The sequence below is a fragment of the Streptomyces sp. NPDC087844 genome (assembly GCF_044742785.1).
Lineage (GTDB): Bacteria > Actinomycetota > Actinomycetes > Streptomycetales > Streptomycetaceae > Streptomyces.
Map to the genome: position 1 here is coordinate 38,266 of NZ_JBIUVD010000022.1, position 18,385 is coordinate 56,650.

16 protein-coding genes are annotated in these 18,385 nt (G+C 72.2%); 9 read left to right on the forward strand and 7 right to left on the reverse strand.

Annotation, left to right across the window (positions count from 1 at the left end; genetic code table 11):
* Positions 1-14: 14 nt before the first annotated feature.
* Positions 15-1,349: a PLP-dependent aminotransferase family protein gene (locus ACIOKD_RS32925; protein ID WP_402091324.1), complete on the forward strand. Its 1,335-nt coding sequence runs from the start codon at positions 15-17 to the stop codon at positions 1,347-1,349.
* Here ACIOKD_RS32925 and ACIOKD_RS32930 read toward each other — a convergent pair.
* The 3 genes from ACIOKD_RS32930 to ACIOKD_RS32940 form a co-directional block, all read right to left on the reverse strand.
* Positions 1,264-2,169 carry a hypothetical protein gene (locus ACIOKD_RS32930; RefSeq protein ID WP_402091326.1) on the reverse strand — a complete coding sequence of 302 codons (906 nt, stop codon included), beginning with the start codon at positions 2,167-2,169 and terminating at the stop codon, positions 1,264-1,266. The two genes, ACIOKD_RS32925 and ACIOKD_RS32930, sit on opposite strands and share 86 nt — an antisense overlap.
* A 198-nt stretch (positions 2,170-2,367) precedes the next feature.
* Positions 2,368-3,240 carry an ABC transporter permease gene (locus ACIOKD_RS32935; RefSeq protein WP_402091328.1) on the reverse strand — a complete coding sequence of 291 codons (873 nt, stop codon included), beginning with the start codon at positions 3,238-3,240 and terminating at the stop codon, positions 2,368-2,370.
* Positions 3,237-4,310: an ATP-binding cassette domain-containing protein gene (locus tag ACIOKD_RS32940; RefSeq protein ID WP_402091330.1), complete on the reverse strand. Its 1,074-nt coding sequence runs from the start codon at positions 4,308-4,310 to the stop codon at positions 3,237-3,239. Before ACIOKD_RS32940 ends, ACIOKD_RS32935 begins: the two co-directional genes overlap by 4 nt.
* Before the next feature lie 505 nt (positions 4,311-4,815).
* Here ACIOKD_RS32940 and ACIOKD_RS32945 point away from each other — a divergent pair.
* Both ACIOKD_RS32945 and ACIOKD_RS32950 read left to right on the forward strand, forming a co-directional pair.
* A complete protein-coding gene (locus ACIOKD_RS32945) occupies positions 4,816-5,976 on the forward strand; it encodes a PP2C family protein-serine/threonine phosphatase (RefSeq protein WP_402091333.1) in 1,161 nt (386 codons plus the stop codon).
* 124 nt (positions 5,977-6,100) lie between these two features.
* Complete coding sequence (locus ACIOKD_RS32950) at positions 6,101-7,315, forward strand: hypothetical protein (RefSeq protein ID WP_402091335.1); 1,215 nt, start codon at positions 6,101-6,103, stop codon at positions 7,313-7,315.
* Between the two features lie 28 nt (positions 7,316-7,343).
* Here ACIOKD_RS32950 and ACIOKD_RS32955 read toward each other — a convergent pair whose 3' ends face one another.
* Positions 7,344-7,469 (reverse strand): hypothetical protein, encoded by a 126-nt coding sequence (locus tag ACIOKD_RS32955; protein ID WP_402091338.1) that lies wholly within the window; start codon positions 7,467-7,469, stop codon positions 7,344-7,346.
* 116 nt (positions 7,470-7,585) lie between these two features.
* Here ACIOKD_RS32955 and ACIOKD_RS32960 point away from each other — a divergent pair, with 116 nt between their 5' ends.
* The gene (locus tag ACIOKD_RS32960; protein WP_402091340.1) at positions 7,586-8,380 is read left to right on the forward strand and encodes a hypothetical protein; all 795 of its coding nucleotides are present in this window, start codon (positions 7,586-7,588) and stop codon (positions 8,378-8,380) included.
* Positions 8,381-8,579: 199 nt separating this feature from the next.
* Here ACIOKD_RS32960 and ACIOKD_RS32965 read toward each other — a convergent pair whose 3' ends face one another.
* Together ACIOKD_RS32965 and ACIOKD_RS32970 are read right to left on the reverse strand one after the other, a co-directional pair.
* Positions 8,580-8,912 carry a DUF6401 family natural product biosynthesis protein gene (locus ACIOKD_RS32965; protein WP_402091342.1) on the reverse strand — a complete coding sequence of 111 codons (333 nt, stop codon included), beginning with the start codon at positions 8,910-8,912 and terminating at the stop codon, positions 8,580-8,582.
* A gap of 99 nt (positions 8,913-9,011) precedes the next feature.
* Entirely contained in the window at positions 9,012-10,355 is a 1,344-nt protein-coding gene (locus ACIOKD_RS32970) for a helix-turn-helix domain-containing protein (protein WP_402091345.1), read from the reverse strand.
* 425 nt (positions 10,356-10,780) lie between these two features.
* Here ACIOKD_RS32970 and ACIOKD_RS32975 point away from each other — a divergent pair, with 425 nt between their 5' ends.
* The 5 genes from ACIOKD_RS32975 to ACIOKD_RS32995 all read left to right on the forward strand — a co-directional run bounded on the left by ACIOKD_RS32975 (position 10,781) and on the right by ACIOKD_RS32995 (position 16,258).
* Complete coding sequence (locus tag ACIOKD_RS32975) at positions 10,781-11,800, forward strand: permease (RefSeq protein WP_402091347.1); 1,020 nt, start codon at positions 10,781-10,783, stop codon at positions 11,798-11,800.
* Positions 11,788-12,669 (forward strand): TIGR03943 family putative permease subunit, encoded by an 882-nt coding sequence (locus tag ACIOKD_RS32980; protein WP_402091349.1) that lies wholly within the window; start codon positions 11,788-11,790, stop codon positions 12,667-12,669. Before ACIOKD_RS32975 ends, ACIOKD_RS32980 begins: the two co-directional genes overlap by 13 nt.
* A 57-nt stretch (positions 12,670-12,726) precedes the next feature.
* Positions 12,727-13,293 (forward strand): hypothetical protein, encoded by a 567-nt coding sequence (locus tag ACIOKD_RS32985; RefSeq protein ID WP_402091352.1) that lies wholly within the window; start codon positions 12,727-12,729, stop codon positions 13,291-13,293.
* A 99-nt stretch (positions 13,294-13,392) separates the two neighbouring features.
* The gene (locus ACIOKD_RS32990) at positions 13,393-14,025 is read left to right on the forward strand and encodes a hypothetical protein (RefSeq protein WP_402091354.1); all 633 of its coding nucleotides are present in this window, start codon (positions 13,393-13,395) and stop codon (positions 14,023-14,025) included.
* Positions 14,026-14,128: 103 nt separating this feature from the next.
* The gene (locus ACIOKD_RS32995; protein WP_402091356.1) at positions 14,129-16,258 is read left to right on the forward strand and encodes a TerD family protein; all 2,130 of its coding nucleotides are present in this window, start codon (positions 14,129-14,131) and stop codon (positions 16,256-16,258) included.
* Here the strand turns inward: ACIOKD_RS32995 and ACIOKD_RS33000 are convergent.
* Entirely contained in the window at positions 16,244-18,091 is a 1,848-nt protein-coding gene (locus ACIOKD_RS33000) for a SpoIIE family protein phosphatase (RefSeq protein WP_402091358.1), read from the reverse strand. The two genes, ACIOKD_RS32995 and ACIOKD_RS33000, sit on opposite strands and share 15 nt — an antisense overlap.
* Positions 18,092-18,385: the final 294 nt, after the last annotated feature.

Genomic DNA, 18,385 nt, shown 5'->3' on the forward strand with positions numbered 1-18,385 from the left:
CGGGAGGGGTGGGCGTGGAGGACTACCGGCGTATCGCCGACCGGCTGGCCGAGGAGATCTACTCGGGGCGGCTGAAGGCAGGTGAACGGCTGCCTCCCCAGCGCGTGTTCGCCCGGCGCCGGCACATCGCGGGGTCCACGGCCGGGCGGGTGTACGGCGAGCTGGTGCGGCGCGGGCTCGTCGTCGGCGAGGTCGGGCGCGGCACCTTCGTACGGGCCGCGCCGCCCCCCTCGGGCCGGGCCCTCGCGGAGGCCACGCACGACCACGACTCTCGGATGAAGGTCGACCTGGAGCTCAACTACCCCGCCGTACCAGGGCAGTCGGAGCTGATGGCAGCCGGACTCGCGCCGCTGCTGCGGGCCGACGTGCTGGGCGAGGCCACCCGTACCGTCCCGGCGACCGGGACCGCCGCCGCGCGCGAGGCCGTCGCGGGACTGCTCGCGGGTTCCGGGTGGCGGCCCGCGCCCGGGCAGCTCCTCTTCGCGGGCAACGCCCGGCAGGCCATCGCGGGCGTCCTGGCCTCGCTGGTACGGCCCGGCGGGCGGGTCGGCGTCGAGGCGCTCACGTATCCGCTGGTCAAGGAGATCGCGGAGCGGATCGGCTGCACGCTCGTGCCGCTCGCCACGGACGAGGAGGGACTGCGGCCCGACGCCGTCACCGCCGCCCACCGCGCCGCCCCGCTCTCCGCCCTCTACGTCCAGCCGACGCTGCACAATCCGACCGGAGTGACGGCGGGGGATCAGAGGAAGCGCGAGATCGCCGCTGTCGTGCGGGACTTGGACCTGCCCGTCGTCGAGGACCGCGTCTGGTCCTTCCTCCATGAGGAAGGCGTGCCGTTCGCCGCGTACGCGCCCGAGCGCGTCCACGTCGTCGACGGGCTGTCGAAGCGGGTCGCGCCCGGGCTGACCGTCGGTTTCCTCGTCGTGCCCGAGGAGCGGCTCAGGGCGGTGGCCGCGGCCCTGCGGTCGGGCGGGTGGACGGCGGGGCGGTTCGCGCTGGAGGCGGGTACGCGGTGGATCCGGGACGGGACCGTCGAGCGGCTCGTCGGGAGGAAGCGGGCCGACGCGGCCCGGCGCCAGAGTGTCGTCGCGGAACTGCTCGACACGTTCACGGTACGGGCCGACCCGTACGCGTACTACGCCTGGTGGGAGCTGCCCGCACCCTGGCGCGCCGACACCTTCACGGCCGCCGCCGCCGCACGCGGGGTCGCGGTCACCCCGGGACCCGCCTTCGCCGTGGGGCCGCGGGGCGCGCCCGACGCCGTCAGGCTCGGGCTCGCGTCGGTTCCGGTACCGGTGCTGGGACAGGCGCTGCGGACGCTGCGCGACGTCGCGCGCGGGCGTCCGTGAGCCAGGTCGCCAGCGCCACCGTGAGACCGAGGGCGAGGATGAACCAGGTCGCGGTGCGCAGGGTCGCGGTGAGGGCGTCGTAGACCGCGCCCGCCGCGGCGCGGGAGACGTGTTCGGGCAGGCCCGCGAGGGTCATGGCCCGGCCGATGACCGTGGCCAGGGCCAGCAGGGCGGCGCCCAGGGCCATGCCGAGCGCGGTGGCCGTGACGGCACGGCGGCGGTGTACGGCCAGCAGGATGCCGCCGAGGGCCAGGGCGACCGCCGCCAGCGGCAGCCAGAAGCCGGCGATCTCCAGCATGTGGAAGCCCTTCCGCAGGGAGCTCAGTTCTTGGGCGCCGAGGACCGTGACCTCGGTGTGCTCGACGGGAATGCGGTTCGCCAACGGCACGCGGTCGTCGGCCAGTTGCGCCTTGAGGCGGGCGGTGACCGGGGCCAGGTCGAGCGTGACGGCACCCTCGCTGTCGCTGCGCAGGGCCCGCAGGACGGCGTCGTGCGCGGCCCGGTTCGCCGTGGTCCAGGCCGCGCGGAAGGCCTCCGTACCGGTGAAGGACCGCACTGCCCGGTGGACGTACGCGCGGACCTCCCCCTCCAGCGGCCCGACCTCGACCTCGCTCATGATCCCGTCCGTGACGGTGTCCGCGATCGCGCCCTGTACGTCGGGCCCGGCGGCGAGCGGCGCCATCGTGTCGACGTACCGCCCGGTGTCGCCGATCTCGTACTTCGCCCACGCCGAGAGCCCGCCCAGCGGCACGAGGACGCAGGCGAGCACGATCAGCAGCGCCGAGAGGACTTTCCGCAGCGCCGAGAGGTCTTTGCGCATTCCTCAAGGAAGAACCCCGGCCGGGCCCCACGCCATCCTGGCGCGGCCGGGGTGACTGCATCCGGACGCGGATTGCGTTCTTCCGGGGGACCAGGACCGCCCCTTCGAAAGCATCGAAAGCATCGAAAGCATCAAAAGCATCGGAGGCTTCGGAGGCTTCGGCGGGTCGGCTGCCGGTGATCGGCTGTCGGCTGTCGCCTACTTGCGGTTGTAGAGCCTCATCGTCACGGGGCCGAAGACCGCGACCAGTACCCCGGCCCAGCCCAGCGACCACGCGATCTCGGCGCTCGGCCAGGAGCCCTCCATGAGGCCGCGGACCGCCGAGGCGAGGTGGGTGACGGGGTTGTTGTTGACGAAGGCCTGGAGCCAGCCCGGCATCGTCTCGGGGCGGACGAAGATGTCACTGAGGAAGGTCAGCGGAAACAGGATCATCATGCTCACGCCCATGACCGACTTCTCCGTGCGCAGCAGCAGGCCGAACATCGTCCACACCCAGGAGAAGGCGAACGAGAAGACGATGAGGAGGACGACGCCCGCCACCACTCCCTGGACGCCGCCGTCCGGACGGAAGCCCATGATCAGGCCCACCGCGAGCATCACGACCGACGCGATCGTGTAGCGCAGGGCGTCCCCGAGCAGATAGCCGACCAGCGTCGACGGGCGCCAGATGGGCAGCGAGCGGAAGCGGTCGAAGACACCCTTCTCGATGTCGATGTTGACCGCGAGGCCCGTGTACATCGTGATCATGGTGACGGACATGACGAGGATGCCGGGGAGGAGGTACTGGATGTACTCCTCGGGGGAACCGGCGAGCGCGCCCCCGAACAGGTACGTGTACATCAGCACCAGCATGATCGGGAACGCCGTCACGTCGAAGAGCTGCTCCGGTACGTGCTTGATCTTGAGGATGGCCCGCCAGCCGAAGGTGAGGGACGTCTGCAGGGCGTTCGGGCGCGGCGGGCGCTCGCCTGCGACCAGGATCGCGGCGAGGCTCTCGGTGCGGACCGGCGCGAGGTCCGCGGTGTCCGCGGTTCCGGTGCCGGTGCCGGAGGACTGGGTCGCGGTGCTCATGCCGTGGCCTCTTTCTTCAGCTGTGTCGGGTCCTGTGGCGGGTTCTGCGTCGGGCCCTGTGTTCCGGTCGGGGTCCGCGGGTGGTCGGGTTTGCCGGTGAGGGCGAGGAAGACCTCGTCCAGGCTCGGCTGGCCGAGGGAGAAGTTGTCGACGGTGATGCCCGCGCGGGCGAGTTCGGCGAGGGCGCGGGAGGCCTTCTCGGCGGCTGCGGCGCCGTCCGGCGAGCCGTTGCCGACCCGGGCCGTCAGCGCCACCGGGTCCGGCTCCAACTGGACGTCGGTGCCCAGGGCCTGCCGCAGCACCCGCTCGGCGTCCGGGCGCCGGTCCGCGTCCCGCAGCCGTACGTGCACGGCGCCCGCGCCCACCGACGCCTTCAGTTCGCCCTTGGTGCCCTCGGCGATGACCTTGCCCTTGTCGATGACGGCGATCCGGGACGCCAGCTGGTCGGCCTCGTCCAGGTACTGGGTCGTGAGCAGGACAGTGGTGCCCTGGGCGACGACCGCCCGCACGATCTCCCACACCTGGTTGCGGCTGCGCGGGTCCAGGCCCGTCGTCGGCTCGTCCAGGAACAGCAGGTCCGGGGTGTTCAGGATGGACGCGGCGATGTCGATACGGCGCCGCATGCCGCCCGAGTAGTTCTTCACCTGCCGACCGGCCGCCTCCGACAGGCCGAAGGCGTCCAGGAGTTGGGCCGCGCGGTCGTACGAGGCCTTCTTGGCGTGGCCCGTCAGGCGGGCCAGCAGCACGAGGTTCTCGGTGCCGGTCAGGTCCTCGTCCACGGACGCGTACTGGCCGGTGAGGCTCACCCGGCCGCGGACCGCGTCCGCCTCCCGTACGACGTCGTGGCCGAAGACGCGGGCCTCGCCGCCGTCGGGACGCAGCAGGGTCGCCAGCATGCGTACGGTCGTCGTCTTGCCCGCGCCGTTCGGGCCCAGCAGGCCGTAGACCGTGCCCGGCTCGATCCGCAGGTCCACGCCGTCGACCGCTCGGGTGTCGCCGAAGGTCTTCACCAGGCCCGCGGTCTCGATGGCCGGCCCGGCCCAGTGGTCGGTGCGGTTGCTGCTCGTCATGTCGGTCCGCCCATCCGCGTCGTTCTGGTGACTGATTCCGTAACTGGTTACGGGATGCAGACCCTCGGGGCCGCGCAAACTCATCGGTGGGGCGGTGGGGGCTCGTCGCGCAGTTCCCCGCGCCCCTTCGAGGCGGGGCTGCGCCCCGGCCCGGTTGTCGGCCGCGGGTGCGGTGGGGGCTGATCGCGCCGTTCCCCGCGCCCCCAAGGACAAAGGACTGCGCCGTTCCCCGCGCCCCCAAGGACAAAGGACTGCGCCGTTCCCCGCGCCCCCAAGGACAAAGGGCTGCGCCCCAGGGGCGGCGAGAGCCGGGGCGCAGCCCCGCTTTCGAGGGGCGCGGGGAACGGCGCGGCCAGCGCTCGCCGGGCCCGCATCGATTCGCGGTGGGGCGTGCTTTCGAGGGGCGGGCCGGCCCCAACCGGGCCGCAGGTCACATGACTGCCGGGTTCGCGGGGGGCGCGAACCCCGGCGTGCGGGGTGCTCTCGTGCGTGCTTCGCTGGGCGGATGAGTGGCGGCGCGGAGCAGGGAACGCGGGCCCAGCGGCAGCAACTGCTCCGTGTGCGCGGACGCAGCGTCGCCTGGGCACCCCCGCTGCTCCTCCTCATGGCGATCGCCGTGATCGACAGCAACACCTCGGGCGAGTTCAGGATCATCTCCTGGATCGTCCTCGTCCCCGGCATCGCCGCGGCCATCTGCGGAGTGCGAGGCACGGCCGTCTTCGCCGCCCTCGCCCTCGTCACGTACATCGAGGTGGACGCCGCCTGGCCGCACCAGGACCAGACCGGCCTGCCCGACTTCATCCTCGTCGCCGTGGGCGGCGCCCTCGCCACCACGGCGTGTGCCGTACGCGTCCGGGAAGAGCGGCGCATGCTGCACATGCGGGACGTGGCCGACACGACCCGCCGTACCGTGCTGCGCCCGATGCCCACCCCCTGGGCCGGCCTGGACCACGCGGCCGTCTACCTCGCCGCCGACAGCGAGGCCCGCGTCGGCGGCGACTTCTACGACATCCAGCCGGGCCCGCACGGCACCCGGGTCCTCCTGGGGGACGTCCAGGGCAAGGGCCTGCCCGCGGTCGCCGCCGCCGCCGCGCTGCTCGGCACGTTCCGCGAGTCCGCGTACCACGAGGCGTCCCTGGCCGTCGTCGCCGAACGGCTTGAGGCACGGATGCGCCGCCAGCGGCAGTACGTGGCGGACCTGGGCGAGGAACCGGCCCGCGGCGTGGAACGCTTCGCGACCGCGGTCCTCGTCGGGTTCCCGCCGCCGGGTGCTCCGGGCGGGCGTATCGAGGTCGTCAACTTCGGGCACGAGCCCCCGCTGGTGGCCGGTCCGTCCGGGGTACGCCTCCTGCCGCCCGGCGACGGCCTGCCGCTCGGTTTCGGCGGGCTGGCCGGGCCGGCCTCGGACGTCCCGCCGGTCCGCCGGGTCCCCTTCGCCCCCGACGAGACCCTGCTGCTCGTCACGGACGGTGTGACCGAGGCCCGGGACGCCGAGGGCGCCTTCTTCCCGCTCCACGAACGCGTCGCCCTGGCCGTCTCCGTCGACCCCGGCGTCGCCCACCCCCGCCACCTGGTGGAACTGGTCCGCGAAGGCACCCTCCGCCACAGCACGGGCCACCTGGTGGACGACACGACGATCTTCGCGGTCCGCCCGGCCCGTGGGTGAGCCGGACGCCGAACAAACCCCCACCACCCACCCCTATCACCCCCACCGCAACCCCCTTTGCACCCGCACCGGTTACCGTGCTGCCGTGGTGATCGATGGGGAAGAGAAGGGGAGGGGGACGGCGATGCCCGGAACCGTACTGCTGATCGCCGCGTCGCCGACAGGCAGGGGCTGCCTCGTCGACGCCGCGTCCGTGCTCCCCGTACTGGCCGCGGTGGCGCCCTCCGTGCTCTCCGGAACGGACACCGCGAACGTGGTCGAGCTCGCGGACCCCCTGCAGCCGCAGGCGGTCCTGACCCGGCTGCGGGCCGCCGCGACGGCCCCCGGCCCGCTCACGGTCTTCCTCACCGGGCAGCTCCAACTGGACCGCCGTCAGCGGCGTCCGCACCTGGCGCTCGCCCGGACGACCCCCGCGACCGTCCGCTACACCGGCTTCCCGTGGCACTGGATCCGTGAGGAGCTCCGCCTGCGCGCCCCGGGCAGTACGACGCTCCTCGTCGACCTGCACACCGACGCGGAGACCTGGCAGCAACTGGCCGGCCAGCCCCTCACCGGGGGCCCCGGAGTCGCGCTGTACGGCCGCGTGGCCCCGCCTCCCCCGCGACGCGCGATGGCGGTACCCACGTACATGAAGTCCCTGGCCACGATCCTCCGCAGCGGTCACCGTCCGCCGCTCGCGCACCTCCACCAGCAGGCGCTGACCCGCTCGTACGGCGAGGACCCGGACTCCGCCCACCGGGACCTCGTACTCGCGGTCGAGCCCAGGTACCGCGCGGGGGTTCCGATGCCGGGGCCGGCGACGGCCCACGGGTACGCGGCGGCGCCGGCCGCCGCACCCGCGCCCGTGCCCTACCTCGCCGCCGTACCCATGCCCGCGACCCCGCCCGTGGCGGTGCCGGTTCCCGTGCCCGCCCCGGTGGATCCGCATGCCGAGATCACCGCCGCCGTGCAGAGCGGGCGGCATGCCGAGGCCGCCGTGCTGGCCGAGCGGTGGGAGCGGACCGCGCTGCGGACCTACGGGCCGGGCGCCGACGAGGTCGTGCACTGGATGGAGGTGCGCGCGGACCTGGCCATGTTCGCGGGCGACGCCGAGCTGAGCTGCCGGATCTGGCTGGCGGTGGCCGACGCGCGGCTGACCGCGGGGCAGCCCCCGGACGCGCCCGGTGTCGAGGCGGCCGTCGACCGGGCGCACCACCAGTGGGGCCGTATCGGCGACTCGACGCGGGCCCGTGAGCTGGGACCCGCGCTGGCCGGCCTGCGCGGCCGGGTCCCCGGGCGCCGGCAGGGCGCGCTGGACGACATCCGGCGCAACCTCAGCCGACTCCGGACGCAGGTCTGAGCGCGCGGCCACAGGGCCTGGAAGCCCCCTAGGGGGCGAACATCTTTAGCGCCGCTGACACCAGCGTCCGTACGCCGGGGCCGACCGTCGCCAGGGTCGGCCGTTCGCCGTTGCGCGGCACCCTGACGGCGGGGGGTTCGGCGGGAGAGGTCACCGGGTCAGCGTATGTGGCGCGTGTATCACTCGTATGGCGGTGTTCAGCGCGGTTGTGGCCGGGTGCCGCTGCTATCCACGAGGGAGGGGGACGACACCCACCGAAGGAAGTGCGGCATGGCAGGCACGCTCGCCATCAACTTCACCCAGGGGCTCGACGACGCCTGGTCGAAGATCGCGACATTCGTCCCCAAGCTCATCGGGTTCCTCGTCATCCTGGTGATCGGCTGGATCATCTCGAAGATGATCGCCCGCGTACTGGACCGGGTCCTGCGCAAGGCGGGCTCCGAGCGCCTGTCGGAACGGGCCGGCACGGAACGGCTGCTGAGCGAGTCCAAGTACGACATGACGGGGATCGTCTGCAAGATCGTGTACTACGCGCTGATGCTGATCACGCTGCAGCTCGCGCTCGGCGTCTTCGGCGCCAACCCCGTCAGCGAGATGATCAACGGGATCGTGGCCTGGCTGCCGCGCGGCATCGTCGCCGTGGTCCTCGTGGTGATCGCGATGGCCATCGCGAACGGGGTCCGCACCGTCGTGGGCAGCGCGCTGTCGTCCGTCTCCTACGGGAAGACGGTGGCGACCATGATGTGGGCCTGCATCCTCGCGCTGGGCGTGATCGCGGCGCTCGGCCAGGCGGGCATCGCGACGGCGGTCACGCAGCCGGTGCTGTACGCGGCGCTCGCGGCCGTGGCGGGCATCCTGATCGTCGGTGTGGGCGGCGGCATGATCATGCCGATGCGGCAGCGGTGGGAGCGGTGGCTGGACACGGCTGAGCGGGAGTCGACGAACGCGAAGGGGAGCATGTCGGCGTATCAGTCGGGCCGTGACGACGCCCTGCGCGGGCAGCCGGCGCGCGAGCGGACGGATCGGGGCTCGGGCCCGGACTCCGGCTCGACGATGGACATGTGACCCGTGTGACTCACCTGCGGGTCGGTGGGGGCGTTCGCGCAGTTCCCCGCGCCCCTTGAGTGGGCTGCGCCCCGGCTTTCCTGTCATGTGCGGGTCGGTGGGGGTTGAGCGCGCAGTTCCCCGCGCCCCTGAAAGATGAGAAGCAGGGGCGCAGCCCCGCTTTTCAGGGGCGCGGGGAACTGCGCGAACGCCCTCACGGCTAGTGGTCGCGCTGGGGCGGGATCAACCCGTGCAGGTCGACCAGCCAGGTGATCGCCGTCAGGCGGCACACCGCGTAGTCGTGGCCCACCGGCTCCCGCCAGTCCGTCTCCGCGAGCCCGTCCAGGAAACCGAGGGCGTAGTCCGTGAGGGTCTCGCGGTCCGGCGGGAGCGGGACCAGACCGGGGCCCGCCGCCGTCAGCCGGTCGCGCAACTCCGCCACGTGCTGATCCACGGCCGCCGTGAACGCCGGCTCGAACGCGAACTCCGCGAAACGCGGCGCGTACGTGCGGGTGATCTCGACGAGGGGGGACAGGGGGGCGGAGGGCGACATCCGTCCACCGTAGAGGGGGCGGAACGGCGGGAGGAGGGGTGTTTGGGATGGTTTCCGTCACATCGGGGCACGTGGGGCAGGCGGGGCAGGCGGGGCCCGTCAGAGCGGCGGGTGGGCCGGGGCCGGGCCCAGTGTCGTCGTCCCGGGAGCCGTCCGGTGGCCGAGCCCCGTCCGGTACGCGTCCAGCGCCGCGTCGATCCGGCCCGTACGCCGCAGCAGGTCCCCGAGGAGGCGGCACAGGTCGGCCAGGTCACCCGCCGCGCCCGCCCGCTCCAGCAGGCTGAGCGCGCGGACGTAGTGCTCCTCGGCCGTCTCGGTGTCCCGGCTGTCCTCCGCGATGATGCCGAGCAGCCGGTGCGCGCCCGCGGAGTGGACGGCCCCGCGCTCCGAGCTGAGGTCGCCCAGGACGCCGTGAAGCAGGGACGCGGCCTCGTCCGACTTGCCGCGCCGGTGGAGCACGTCCGCCAGTTCCACCGCGACCTGGCTGGTGTAGAGCGCGGCGCGCTGCGCGGAGTGCATGGCCTGCGCCTCGCGCAACTCGCTCTCGGCGCGCTCCAGGTCACCGTTCTGCGCGTACAGGTACCCGCGCATCCAGTGGCAGTTGGCCAGCTCGGTACGGATCTGGAGCTGCCGGTACAGCTCCGCCGCCTTGCCCAGGGACGCGTCGGCCTCGGCCATCCGCCCCTCGGCGATCATCGTGCGGGCGACGGACCGGTGCATACGCGCCAGCAGCGCGGGGTCGCCGACCTGTGGGGCCAGCGCGAGCGCGAACTCCGCCGCCTGCGCCGCCCGCGCGTGCGCCCCCATGTCCATGTAGGGCGCGATCACCGCCGAGTAGAGCAGCAGCAGGGCGTCCGGGTCGTGCAGCCCGCCCTTGTTCAGCTCGTCGATGGCGGATTCGAGCAGGTAGCAGGCGTACCGGAGTTCGCCCGCGAGGTAGTGCGAGACCGCACGGCCGCGCAGGGCCGGGACGCGGACGGGCAGCGGTTCGTCCGCGAGCCGCTTCTCCGACTCCTCGAAACGCAGCCGGGCCGTCGCCAGGTCGCCGGTGTCCATGGCGCACTCGCCGAGGCCGAGCAGGGCGGCGGCGCACTCGGCGTTCAGGCCGTGGGCCTGCGCCTCGGCGAGCAGCGCGGTGTACTGCTCGGCGGCGATCTCCGCCTCGCCGGTCGCCAGGGTGCGCTGGGCGTCGGTGAGCCGCAGCCGCAGGTCGGTGGCGAGATGGGCGGGCCGCCCGGTGGCCAGTTCCTCGTAGGCGACCCCGAGCCGTTCGGCGATGTGCCGCAGTGCCTCCTCGGAGGGCCGTACGCGTCCTGCCTCCAGCGTGGAGACGTACGCGGGGGTGTAGGCGGGTTCCGCCAGTTGTCTCTGTGTCAGCCCGCGTTCCGTACGCAGTTGCTGCACTCTGCGCCCGATGATTCCCGGGTCGTCGCGCTCGGCCATGGCGTAAGCATGCCAGTAAGCCGACTTACACCTGTCCGCTATCCAACTTCCTGTTGAAACGGCCAAGTTAAGTCTTGCGGGATGGCCGTCGAACGGCTCAATGCGGCCCTTGCCCCGGAGGCGAACACGCCCTAGGTTAAGCGGCGCGTTAAGCGCACGATGAAGCACATTTAATACGCTGGCCTACGTTGACGTTGCGAGGTTGCCGCCGTGTTCCGACGCATTGCCACGCGCTATCTTCCGGCTCGTTTCATCGCGGCGTTCGGTGCGGCCGTGGTGGCGTTCGCCGCGCTGGTGAGCGCGGCGAACGCGGTTCCCCACTAGGTCCCGCGTCAGTCCCGCGCCCCTGAGAGGGCACCCCGACGTGGGCCCGACAAGCCCTGCCCAGGTTGTGCACAGGAGCCGTCGCTAGCCTGTTCTCTCGTATGGAGAACGGACGGAATGCAGCCGACGCGGTGCGGGTGGTGGCCCGGGCGCTCGTGTACGCGGTGGTCGGCGGGGTGGCGTTGCTCGCCATCGTCACCGTCGGGTCGGTGCTCGGGCCCATGGTCGTGCTCGATCTCGCCACCCCCGCCATGGCCGCCTGGTGGACGGTCTTCACCGCCGTCGCCGTGCAGGGCATCCCCTTCCTCCTGCTGGGCACGGTCGTGTCGGCGGCGATCGGGGCGTTCGTGCCCGAGCGGGTCTTCCGACGCGTCCTGCCGAAGAACCCGGCGCTCGCCGTGCCCGTCGCCGGGGCGGCCGGGGCCGTCCTGCCGGGGTGCGAGTGCGCGTCCGTGCCCGTGGCGGACAGTCTGATGCGGCGCGGGGTCGCCCCGGCAGCGGCCCTCGCCTTCCTGCTGTCCGCGCCCGCCATCAACCCGGTCGTCCTCGTCGCCACGTCCATCGCCTTCCCGGGAGATCCGGCCATGGTCGGCGCCCGGCTCGTCGCGTCCCTCGCCACCGCCGTCGCGATGGGATGGCTGTGGGTGCGGTTCGGCAAGGAGGAGTGGCTGCCTTCCGTACGGCGCGGAGGCGGTGGAGGCGGTACGGCGAGCGCCGGGGGTGGCTGGCCGGGCTTCCGGGACGGGCTGCAGCACGACTTCCTGCACGCCGGGGGCTTCCTCGTGCTGGGGGCTGCCGCCGCGGCGACGTTCAACATCCTGGTGCCGCGGTCCCTGCTCGACGTGTTCACCGGCTCGCCCTGGCTGTCGGTGCTGCTGCTCGCCGTCCTCGCCGTCGTACTGTGCGTGTGTTCCGAGGCGGACGCCTTCGTGGCGGCCTCGCTGACCGGGTTCTCGCCCACGGCCCGGCTGGCCTTCATGGTCGTCGGGCCCATGGTCGACCTGAAGCTCATCGCTCTCCAGGCGGGGACCTTCGGGCGGGCGTTCGCGGTGCGGTTCTCGTCCGTGACGTGGGTGGTGGCCGTGGTGAGCAGCGTGCTGGTGGGCGGGTGGCTGCTGTGAGCGCCCGCGCCCGCGCCCGCGTCCGCCCAGGCCCGCGCCCGCGTCTGCGTCTGCGTCCGCAGGGCGTGCTGCTGATCCTGTGCGGGTCGGCACTGCTGCGGATCGCCCTCTTCAGCGAGCTGTACCTACGCTATGTGAAGGAGGGCCTGCGCCCGTACCTCGTCGTCTCCGGCGCGGCACTGATCGCACTCGGCCTACTGGGTCTGCTCGCCCGAACCCACGACGAGGACGAGGACGAGTACGAGTACGAGCACGAGTACGAGCACGACGAGTACGGGGACGAGTACGAGTACGAGGGAGCAAGTGACCGTGAAGGCGCCGATCCCGACCGGGCGGAGGACCACGCCCAGGAGCACGACCACGCCCACGACCACACCCGTAACCCCCGCATCGCCTGGCTCCTCACCGCTCCCGCCCTGGCCCTCCTCCTCTTCCCGCCGCCCGCGCTCGGCTCGTACAGCGCGGAACGCGAGGAGGCGAGGGTCGCGGCACAGGGTGCCGGCACCTTCCCGAAGCTCCCGGCCGGGGACCCCCTCGACCTGACCCTGGGCGTGTTCGCCTCGCGGGCGGAGTGGGACACGGGCGCGTCCCTGAAGGGGCGCACGGTCCGGCTGACCGGCTTCGTGACCCGCGACGACGACGGCACCTGGTCCGTGGCCCGGCTGCTCGTCACCTGCTGCGCCGCCGACGCGCAGGCGTTGAAGGTCGAGATCCGCGGCGAGGACGCCCCGGCGGCCGACACCTGGGTGGCGGTCACCGGAACCTGGCACCCCACGGGAGAACCCGGTACGGACGCGGCCCGTCCCGTACTGGACGCCGTGTCGATGAAGACGACGACGGCGCCTTCGGACCCGTACGAGAAGCGGTGAATCGCTGAATCGCTGAATTGCCGAGTCGTTGTCAGTGGTGGCCTGTTGACTTGGCTCATGACCGACAAGACGAGTCACAGCGATGTCCACCCCGGCACGGCTCCCGCGCCCGGCACCGGGATGGTGGAGCCGTCGCGGTTCAGGATCCGTGACGTGCGGATCGATGGCCGGGGCGCCGTGGTGAGAGTCCGGGGAGGCGGTTCGCACCGGATCGGCTTCGATGTGCTGCACGACTGTTCGGAGTGCGGGAACGCCGTCAACCAGGTGATCGTCGGACTGGCGGGCGAGGACCGGGCCCAGGCGTCGGTGTGGAACGGCAAGCAGCGCAGCGGCGGCGGCCTGAAGGTGGTCAACGCCGGTACGAGCGTCGAGGCGCCGGCGGAGGACAACCCGGGTCCGGCGGAGTGGGTGAGCGTGTCGTGCGAGCTCGTCGTCCCCGACGAACCCGGCGTGTACTCGGTCCGGGCACGGTACGCCCAGGCGTACCAGGGACGCCTGATGACTGCCGAAGGCCGTGCGATTGCCCAGCCGGAGTACGAGGACGTGCTGGGCTGGTGGAAGGTCGACCGTCCGCAGGGGCCCGGCCCGGAGTCGGCCATAGGCACCATCATCGTCGAGGCGTGAGCCGGAACCCCGGCACGGCGTCCGTATCCCTCGTGATCCCTCGTGATCCCTCGTGCAAGGCGGTGTCGGTCCGTCGCGGTCGGTGGTGTACTGCCTTCCATGCCGTCCGGCGACGAAGAGCGGGAAGCGCTGAAAGAGGGCTCCTTCATCGCGGTGGGCGCATCGGCGGTGCTCGTGGTGACCGGTCTCCTCTTCGGATTCCCATGGCAGTTGTCGCTGCTGCTCGCCGTCATCACGTTGGCGCTGGTCGGTGTGCTCACCGGCCTGACACTGCGTGACACGCGACAGGCGGCCCAGCGAAGGGCGGTGAGCCACGCAGTCCTGTCCGCCTGGGCCGACCGCAACGAGGGATGCTTCGGCACCGCTTCCACGGCGTTCACCGGCGATGCCACGCGATGGCAGCTGTCCGCGAGCTCCTGGCACCGCGGCGAGCTGTTCGCCCTGGGCCGCCGGGAAGGCACCGAGGTGGGCGTCGTCTGCTCGGCGGAGGACACGGGCGAGGTGCTGGCGGAACTGACGACGATTCTGGTCCTACTGCCTGAGCGTCGTCCGCCCGCACGGCTGCGCCGCCGGGACATAAGCCGACTCGACCTGCCGTACAGCGTGGCCTCGGTGGAGACGAACGGCCGCGAACTGAGCGTCCGCTACGAGGGCTGGCCGCGGTCGCCCTCGATGCTGGACACGATGACCACCGCGACGATCCGCCTGCAACCGGACCTGCCCACGGAGTGACGTGCCCGGGTAAGTAGTCCATTCGGGACCGATGCCCCTCATTCCGGCGTTACAGTTCCCTCCTGCATGCGCAGGGTGTGGGGCGCGTCACACATTGCGACAAATGAGCCGTCAGGTAACTCCTGGTCGGCGGTGCATCCGGGGGGGCCTTGTGCACAAGTTGGTCAAGGGCGCCAATGTCGAACTGACGGCGTTGAGCGAAGATGTGGGCTCTGTGATGGTGAGCCTGGGCTGGAGCAGCCCGACGGGCGAAGGCGACGCGGACGTGTCCGTCCTTCTCCTGACGTCGGGCGGCAAGGTTCGCAGCGACGCGGACTTCTACTTCTACAACAATCCCGTGGCGGCGGACGGTTCCGTGCAGTTGTTGGGCAAGACGCCCACGGCGAACGGCAACGAGGACCGCATCACCTTCGATCTGACCGCGATTCCAGCGGACGTCGAGCAGATCATCGTGGCGGCGAGCCGCTACAACGGAGCCGGCTTCGGGGACCTGGACGATGTCCGGGTGACGCTGGCCGACGGTTCCGGCGAAGGGCTGCTGCGGTTCTCCATCGAGGATGCCGGGGCGGTCGGCGCACTGCTCTTCGGCGAACTGTACCGACGGGCCGGCGACTGGAAGTTCCGCGCCATCGGGCAGGGATACGAGTCCGGACTCGCCGGTCTGGCCCAGGACTACGGCGTCGACGTCGACGACGACGCGGGGGAGGTCGAGGAAGCCCAGGCGGCGGCAGAGGCGGGGGCGGAAGCCGCGGCCGATTCCGTGGCTGTGGAGGCGGTGTCCCCGGCAGAGACGGGGACGGTTTCGACGCCCGTCCCTGCCCCGTCCCCCACTGCCGCTCCCGATCCCGATCCCGCTCCCGCGCAGGTCACGGCGGAGCCGGTGACGAAGGATTCCGCCGAGCCGATGGCCAAGTCGGTGCCCCGACCCCGTACGGCCAAGAAGAAGGTCACCTTGCCCAAGGTGGCCAAGAAGCCGCTTGCCGAGAACGACTCCTGGCGGGCGGCCCGGCTCTTCCCGGTCTCCGCCCTCAAGAGCGACCGGGACAGGGAGACCCGCGCGACTTCCGTGCTGCTGTCCGTGATGGCGCAGGTACCGGAGTTCGGCCGGCGGCTCACCGCGGAGTTCGGGGCGCCCGCCGGACGCATGGAGACGTTCACCGAGGTCTCGTTGCCGAACGGCGACTCTCCGCGCCGGCCGGACGGTGTGATTCGGGTGGAGCGTGCCGGCAAGCTGTGGACCGCGCTGATCGAGACCAAGACCAACGGCAACAGTCTCAAGGCGGACCAGGTGCAGGCGTACGCGGACATAGCGGCCCGGCGCGGCTACGAGGCCGTGATCACCCTGTCCAACGACGTGGAGCTGGACGGCAGCCCGCTGGTCGATGTGAAGACGGATGGCCGACGCAAGCACAAGGTGGCGTTGCGGCACCTGTCGTGGGCTGACGTCACCCACCAGGCACAGATGCTGATTCGCCACGAAGGCGTCGGCAACGCGGCGCACGCGTGGTTGCTCCAGGAACTCCTGCACTACCTCCAGCACGACAACTCCGGATGCCACGGCTTCCAGAACATGGGGCCGGCCTGGGTGCCCGTGCGCAACGGGATCGACGACGAGACTCTCTGCCAGGGCGACAGACTGGCCGTGGAGGTGGTCGAGAACTGGGAACGCCTCGTGCGGCAGGTGTGCCTGCGTCTGGGCGGCGAGCTGGGGCAGAAAGTGCTCCCCGTGCAACGGGCGAAGCGCGGAACCGACCCCCGCGTCCGTCGCGAGACCCTCGCCGACCAGCTCTGTCTGGCGGGCAGACTGGACTCCGAGCTCCGTATCGAGGGCACACCGGGCATTCTCGCGCTCTCCGCGGACCTGCGGACCGGCAAGCTTCGTACATCCATCGAGATCGCCGCCCCCGAGCAGGGCTACCCGCTCACCTGGGCCAAGCGGCTTGTCCGTCAGCTTTCCGACGCCCCTGCCGACCTGCACGTCGAGACCCTGCTGGTGGGTCAGTCGGGCGGGCCTCGCGGAACTCTGGAACGACTCCGTCCGGAGCCCGGGGACATCCTTCCCAGGAACGACGCCGAGATCGCCGGCTTCCGGCTGTCCCTTTTCCGGAGCATGGGCAGTACCCGGGGCACCGCCGAATCCGGGTTCATCCGCAGTGTCGACGAGGCCGTCGACCGTTTCCATGACCACGTGGTCACGCGCCTGGACCGGAGCCCGGTCTCAGCCCGGCGGTGAGTTTCGCCCGTGCATCCAGCCCTGGGGGAGCCAGGGCAAGTGGTCCGGGTGCGGGGGTGGGGGGCTGGTGCGGGCCAGGAGGATGGCCACGTCGTCCTCCGAGGTGGCCGGGTCCAGGTGGGTGGTGACCGTTTCCAGGAGGGTGCGGAGGGGGGCCGCCGGGTCGATGGGGAGGTCGGCCAACGTGGTGAGGCCGGTTTCGATGTCGCGGTCGCGGCGTTCGATCAGGCCGTCGGTGCACAGGAGGAGGACCGAGCCGGGAGCGACGGGGATCGTGGTGGCCGAGAAGGAGCCCAGGCCCACTCCCAGAGGTGGCGCGACCGGGAGGTCGAGCAGGGTGCGGGTGCCGTCGGGGGCCACGAGCAGTGGGGGGACGTGGCCGGCGTTGGAGAAGGTGGCGCATTCCCGGCGGGGGTCCAGGAGGGCCAGCAGGCAGGTCGCCACCCGGTCCAACTCCAGGGTGAGCGCGGTGCGTTCGGCCTGCAGCAGGATGAAGTCCGGGGTGCTGCTCTGGACGGCCAGGGTGCGCAGCACCGAGCGGTACTCGCTCATCGCGGCGGCCGCGCGGATGCCGTGCCCCATGACGTCCCCCACCACCAGCAGGGTGCGGCCGTGGGGGAGCGCGAGTGTGTCGAACCAGTCGCCGCCCACCTCCGCCCCCGCGCCCGCCGGCAGATAGCGGCCCAGGGTCTCCACACCGGGGCCCGTGACGGTCGGCGTGTTCAGGAAGGCCCGCTGCATCTCCAGTGCCGTCTCGTGCTCGCGGGTGTAGCGGACAGCGTGCGCGATGCCCGTGGCGGCCCGGTCGGTGAGGTCGCCGAGCAGTTCCGCGTCCGCGTCGGTGAGGTGGGCGGAGTCACCGGCCCGGAACACCATCACCGCGCCCACCAGCTCATCGTGGACCGCGAGGGGCAGATAGATCCCGGAGTGCGCGCCCATCCGGCGGAAGTGCTCCTTGCGTTCGTACGACACCGAGAACTGGCGCAGGGCCTCGTCGGCCGGGTGGGTGAGGACGAGCGGGCGCCGGTCGGCCAGCACGTGGGCCATGGGGGACCCGGCCCGGTACACGACGAACTCGCCGAGGAGGCCGAGCGGCGAGGACACCTCCGCGAGTTCCGGTGTGGTGGCGAGCGCGATCCGGCGCAGCCGCAGCGGATACCGGGCCGAGGTCACCTGGGTGGTTCCCTCCGGGTCCACCACGTCCACCGCCGCGTAGTCCGCGAAGCGCGGCACCAGCAGGTCGGCCAGCGACTGACAGGCCTGGCCGAGGTCGAGGGTCGCGCCGGTGCTGCGGTTCGCCTCGTCGAGCAGCACCATGCGGTTGCGCGCCCGGACGAGGTCCTCGCGCTCGCGCAGCGCGTCGGTGACCTCCAGGACGACGGCGGCCACCCCGAGGACCTCTCCGGACGGTCCGGACAGCCGGTGGTAGGCGCCCAGCCACCACCTGTTGCCGCCCGTCGTGTCGGCCGGGGTCTGTCCGCCGACCGTGATGACCTGCGGAACTCCCGTACGCAGCACCTTCGCGAGCAGTTGCTCCGAGGTCTCCAGGTCCGGCAGCACGTCCCGCAGCCGGCGGCCGAGGTGCTCGGCGGCCGGGACGCCGTTGAGCCGGGCGAGCGCGTCGTTGAGGTAGAGGTAGCGCAGCCCGCTGTCGAGAACGGCGATACCGGCCGGGCAGTGGTCGAGGAGCCGCCGGGTCAGCGTCAGCTCGTCGAGCAGCCGCTCCGCGGACTCCGCCACGTTCTCGGAGCGGTGCACGGCGTCCGCGAGCGCCGCCAGTTCCGCCTGGGTCAGCAGCATGCGCGGGTCGGGCTGGACGTGGTCACCGGGCACCCGTCCACAGCATCACGGCCCCGCCGCACCCACCAACGGGATGGCCTGTCCGGGTGACCCGGTCGGCGGCGGCCCGGTGCCCCGGTCGGCGGCCCGACGGCCCGGCCGGCGGTCTGCCGGTCTGTCGGGCCGGCGGTCCGGTGATCCGGCTGGCGGCCCGGAGGTCCGGCCGGTGGCCTGGTGATCCGGCCGGCGGCCCGGCGGCCCGGCGGTCTGGCGGCCCACCGGGGCGGTCTGGCGGTCTGGAGGTCCGACCATCGGCCCGATGATCCGGCTGGCGGCCCGGCGGCCCGG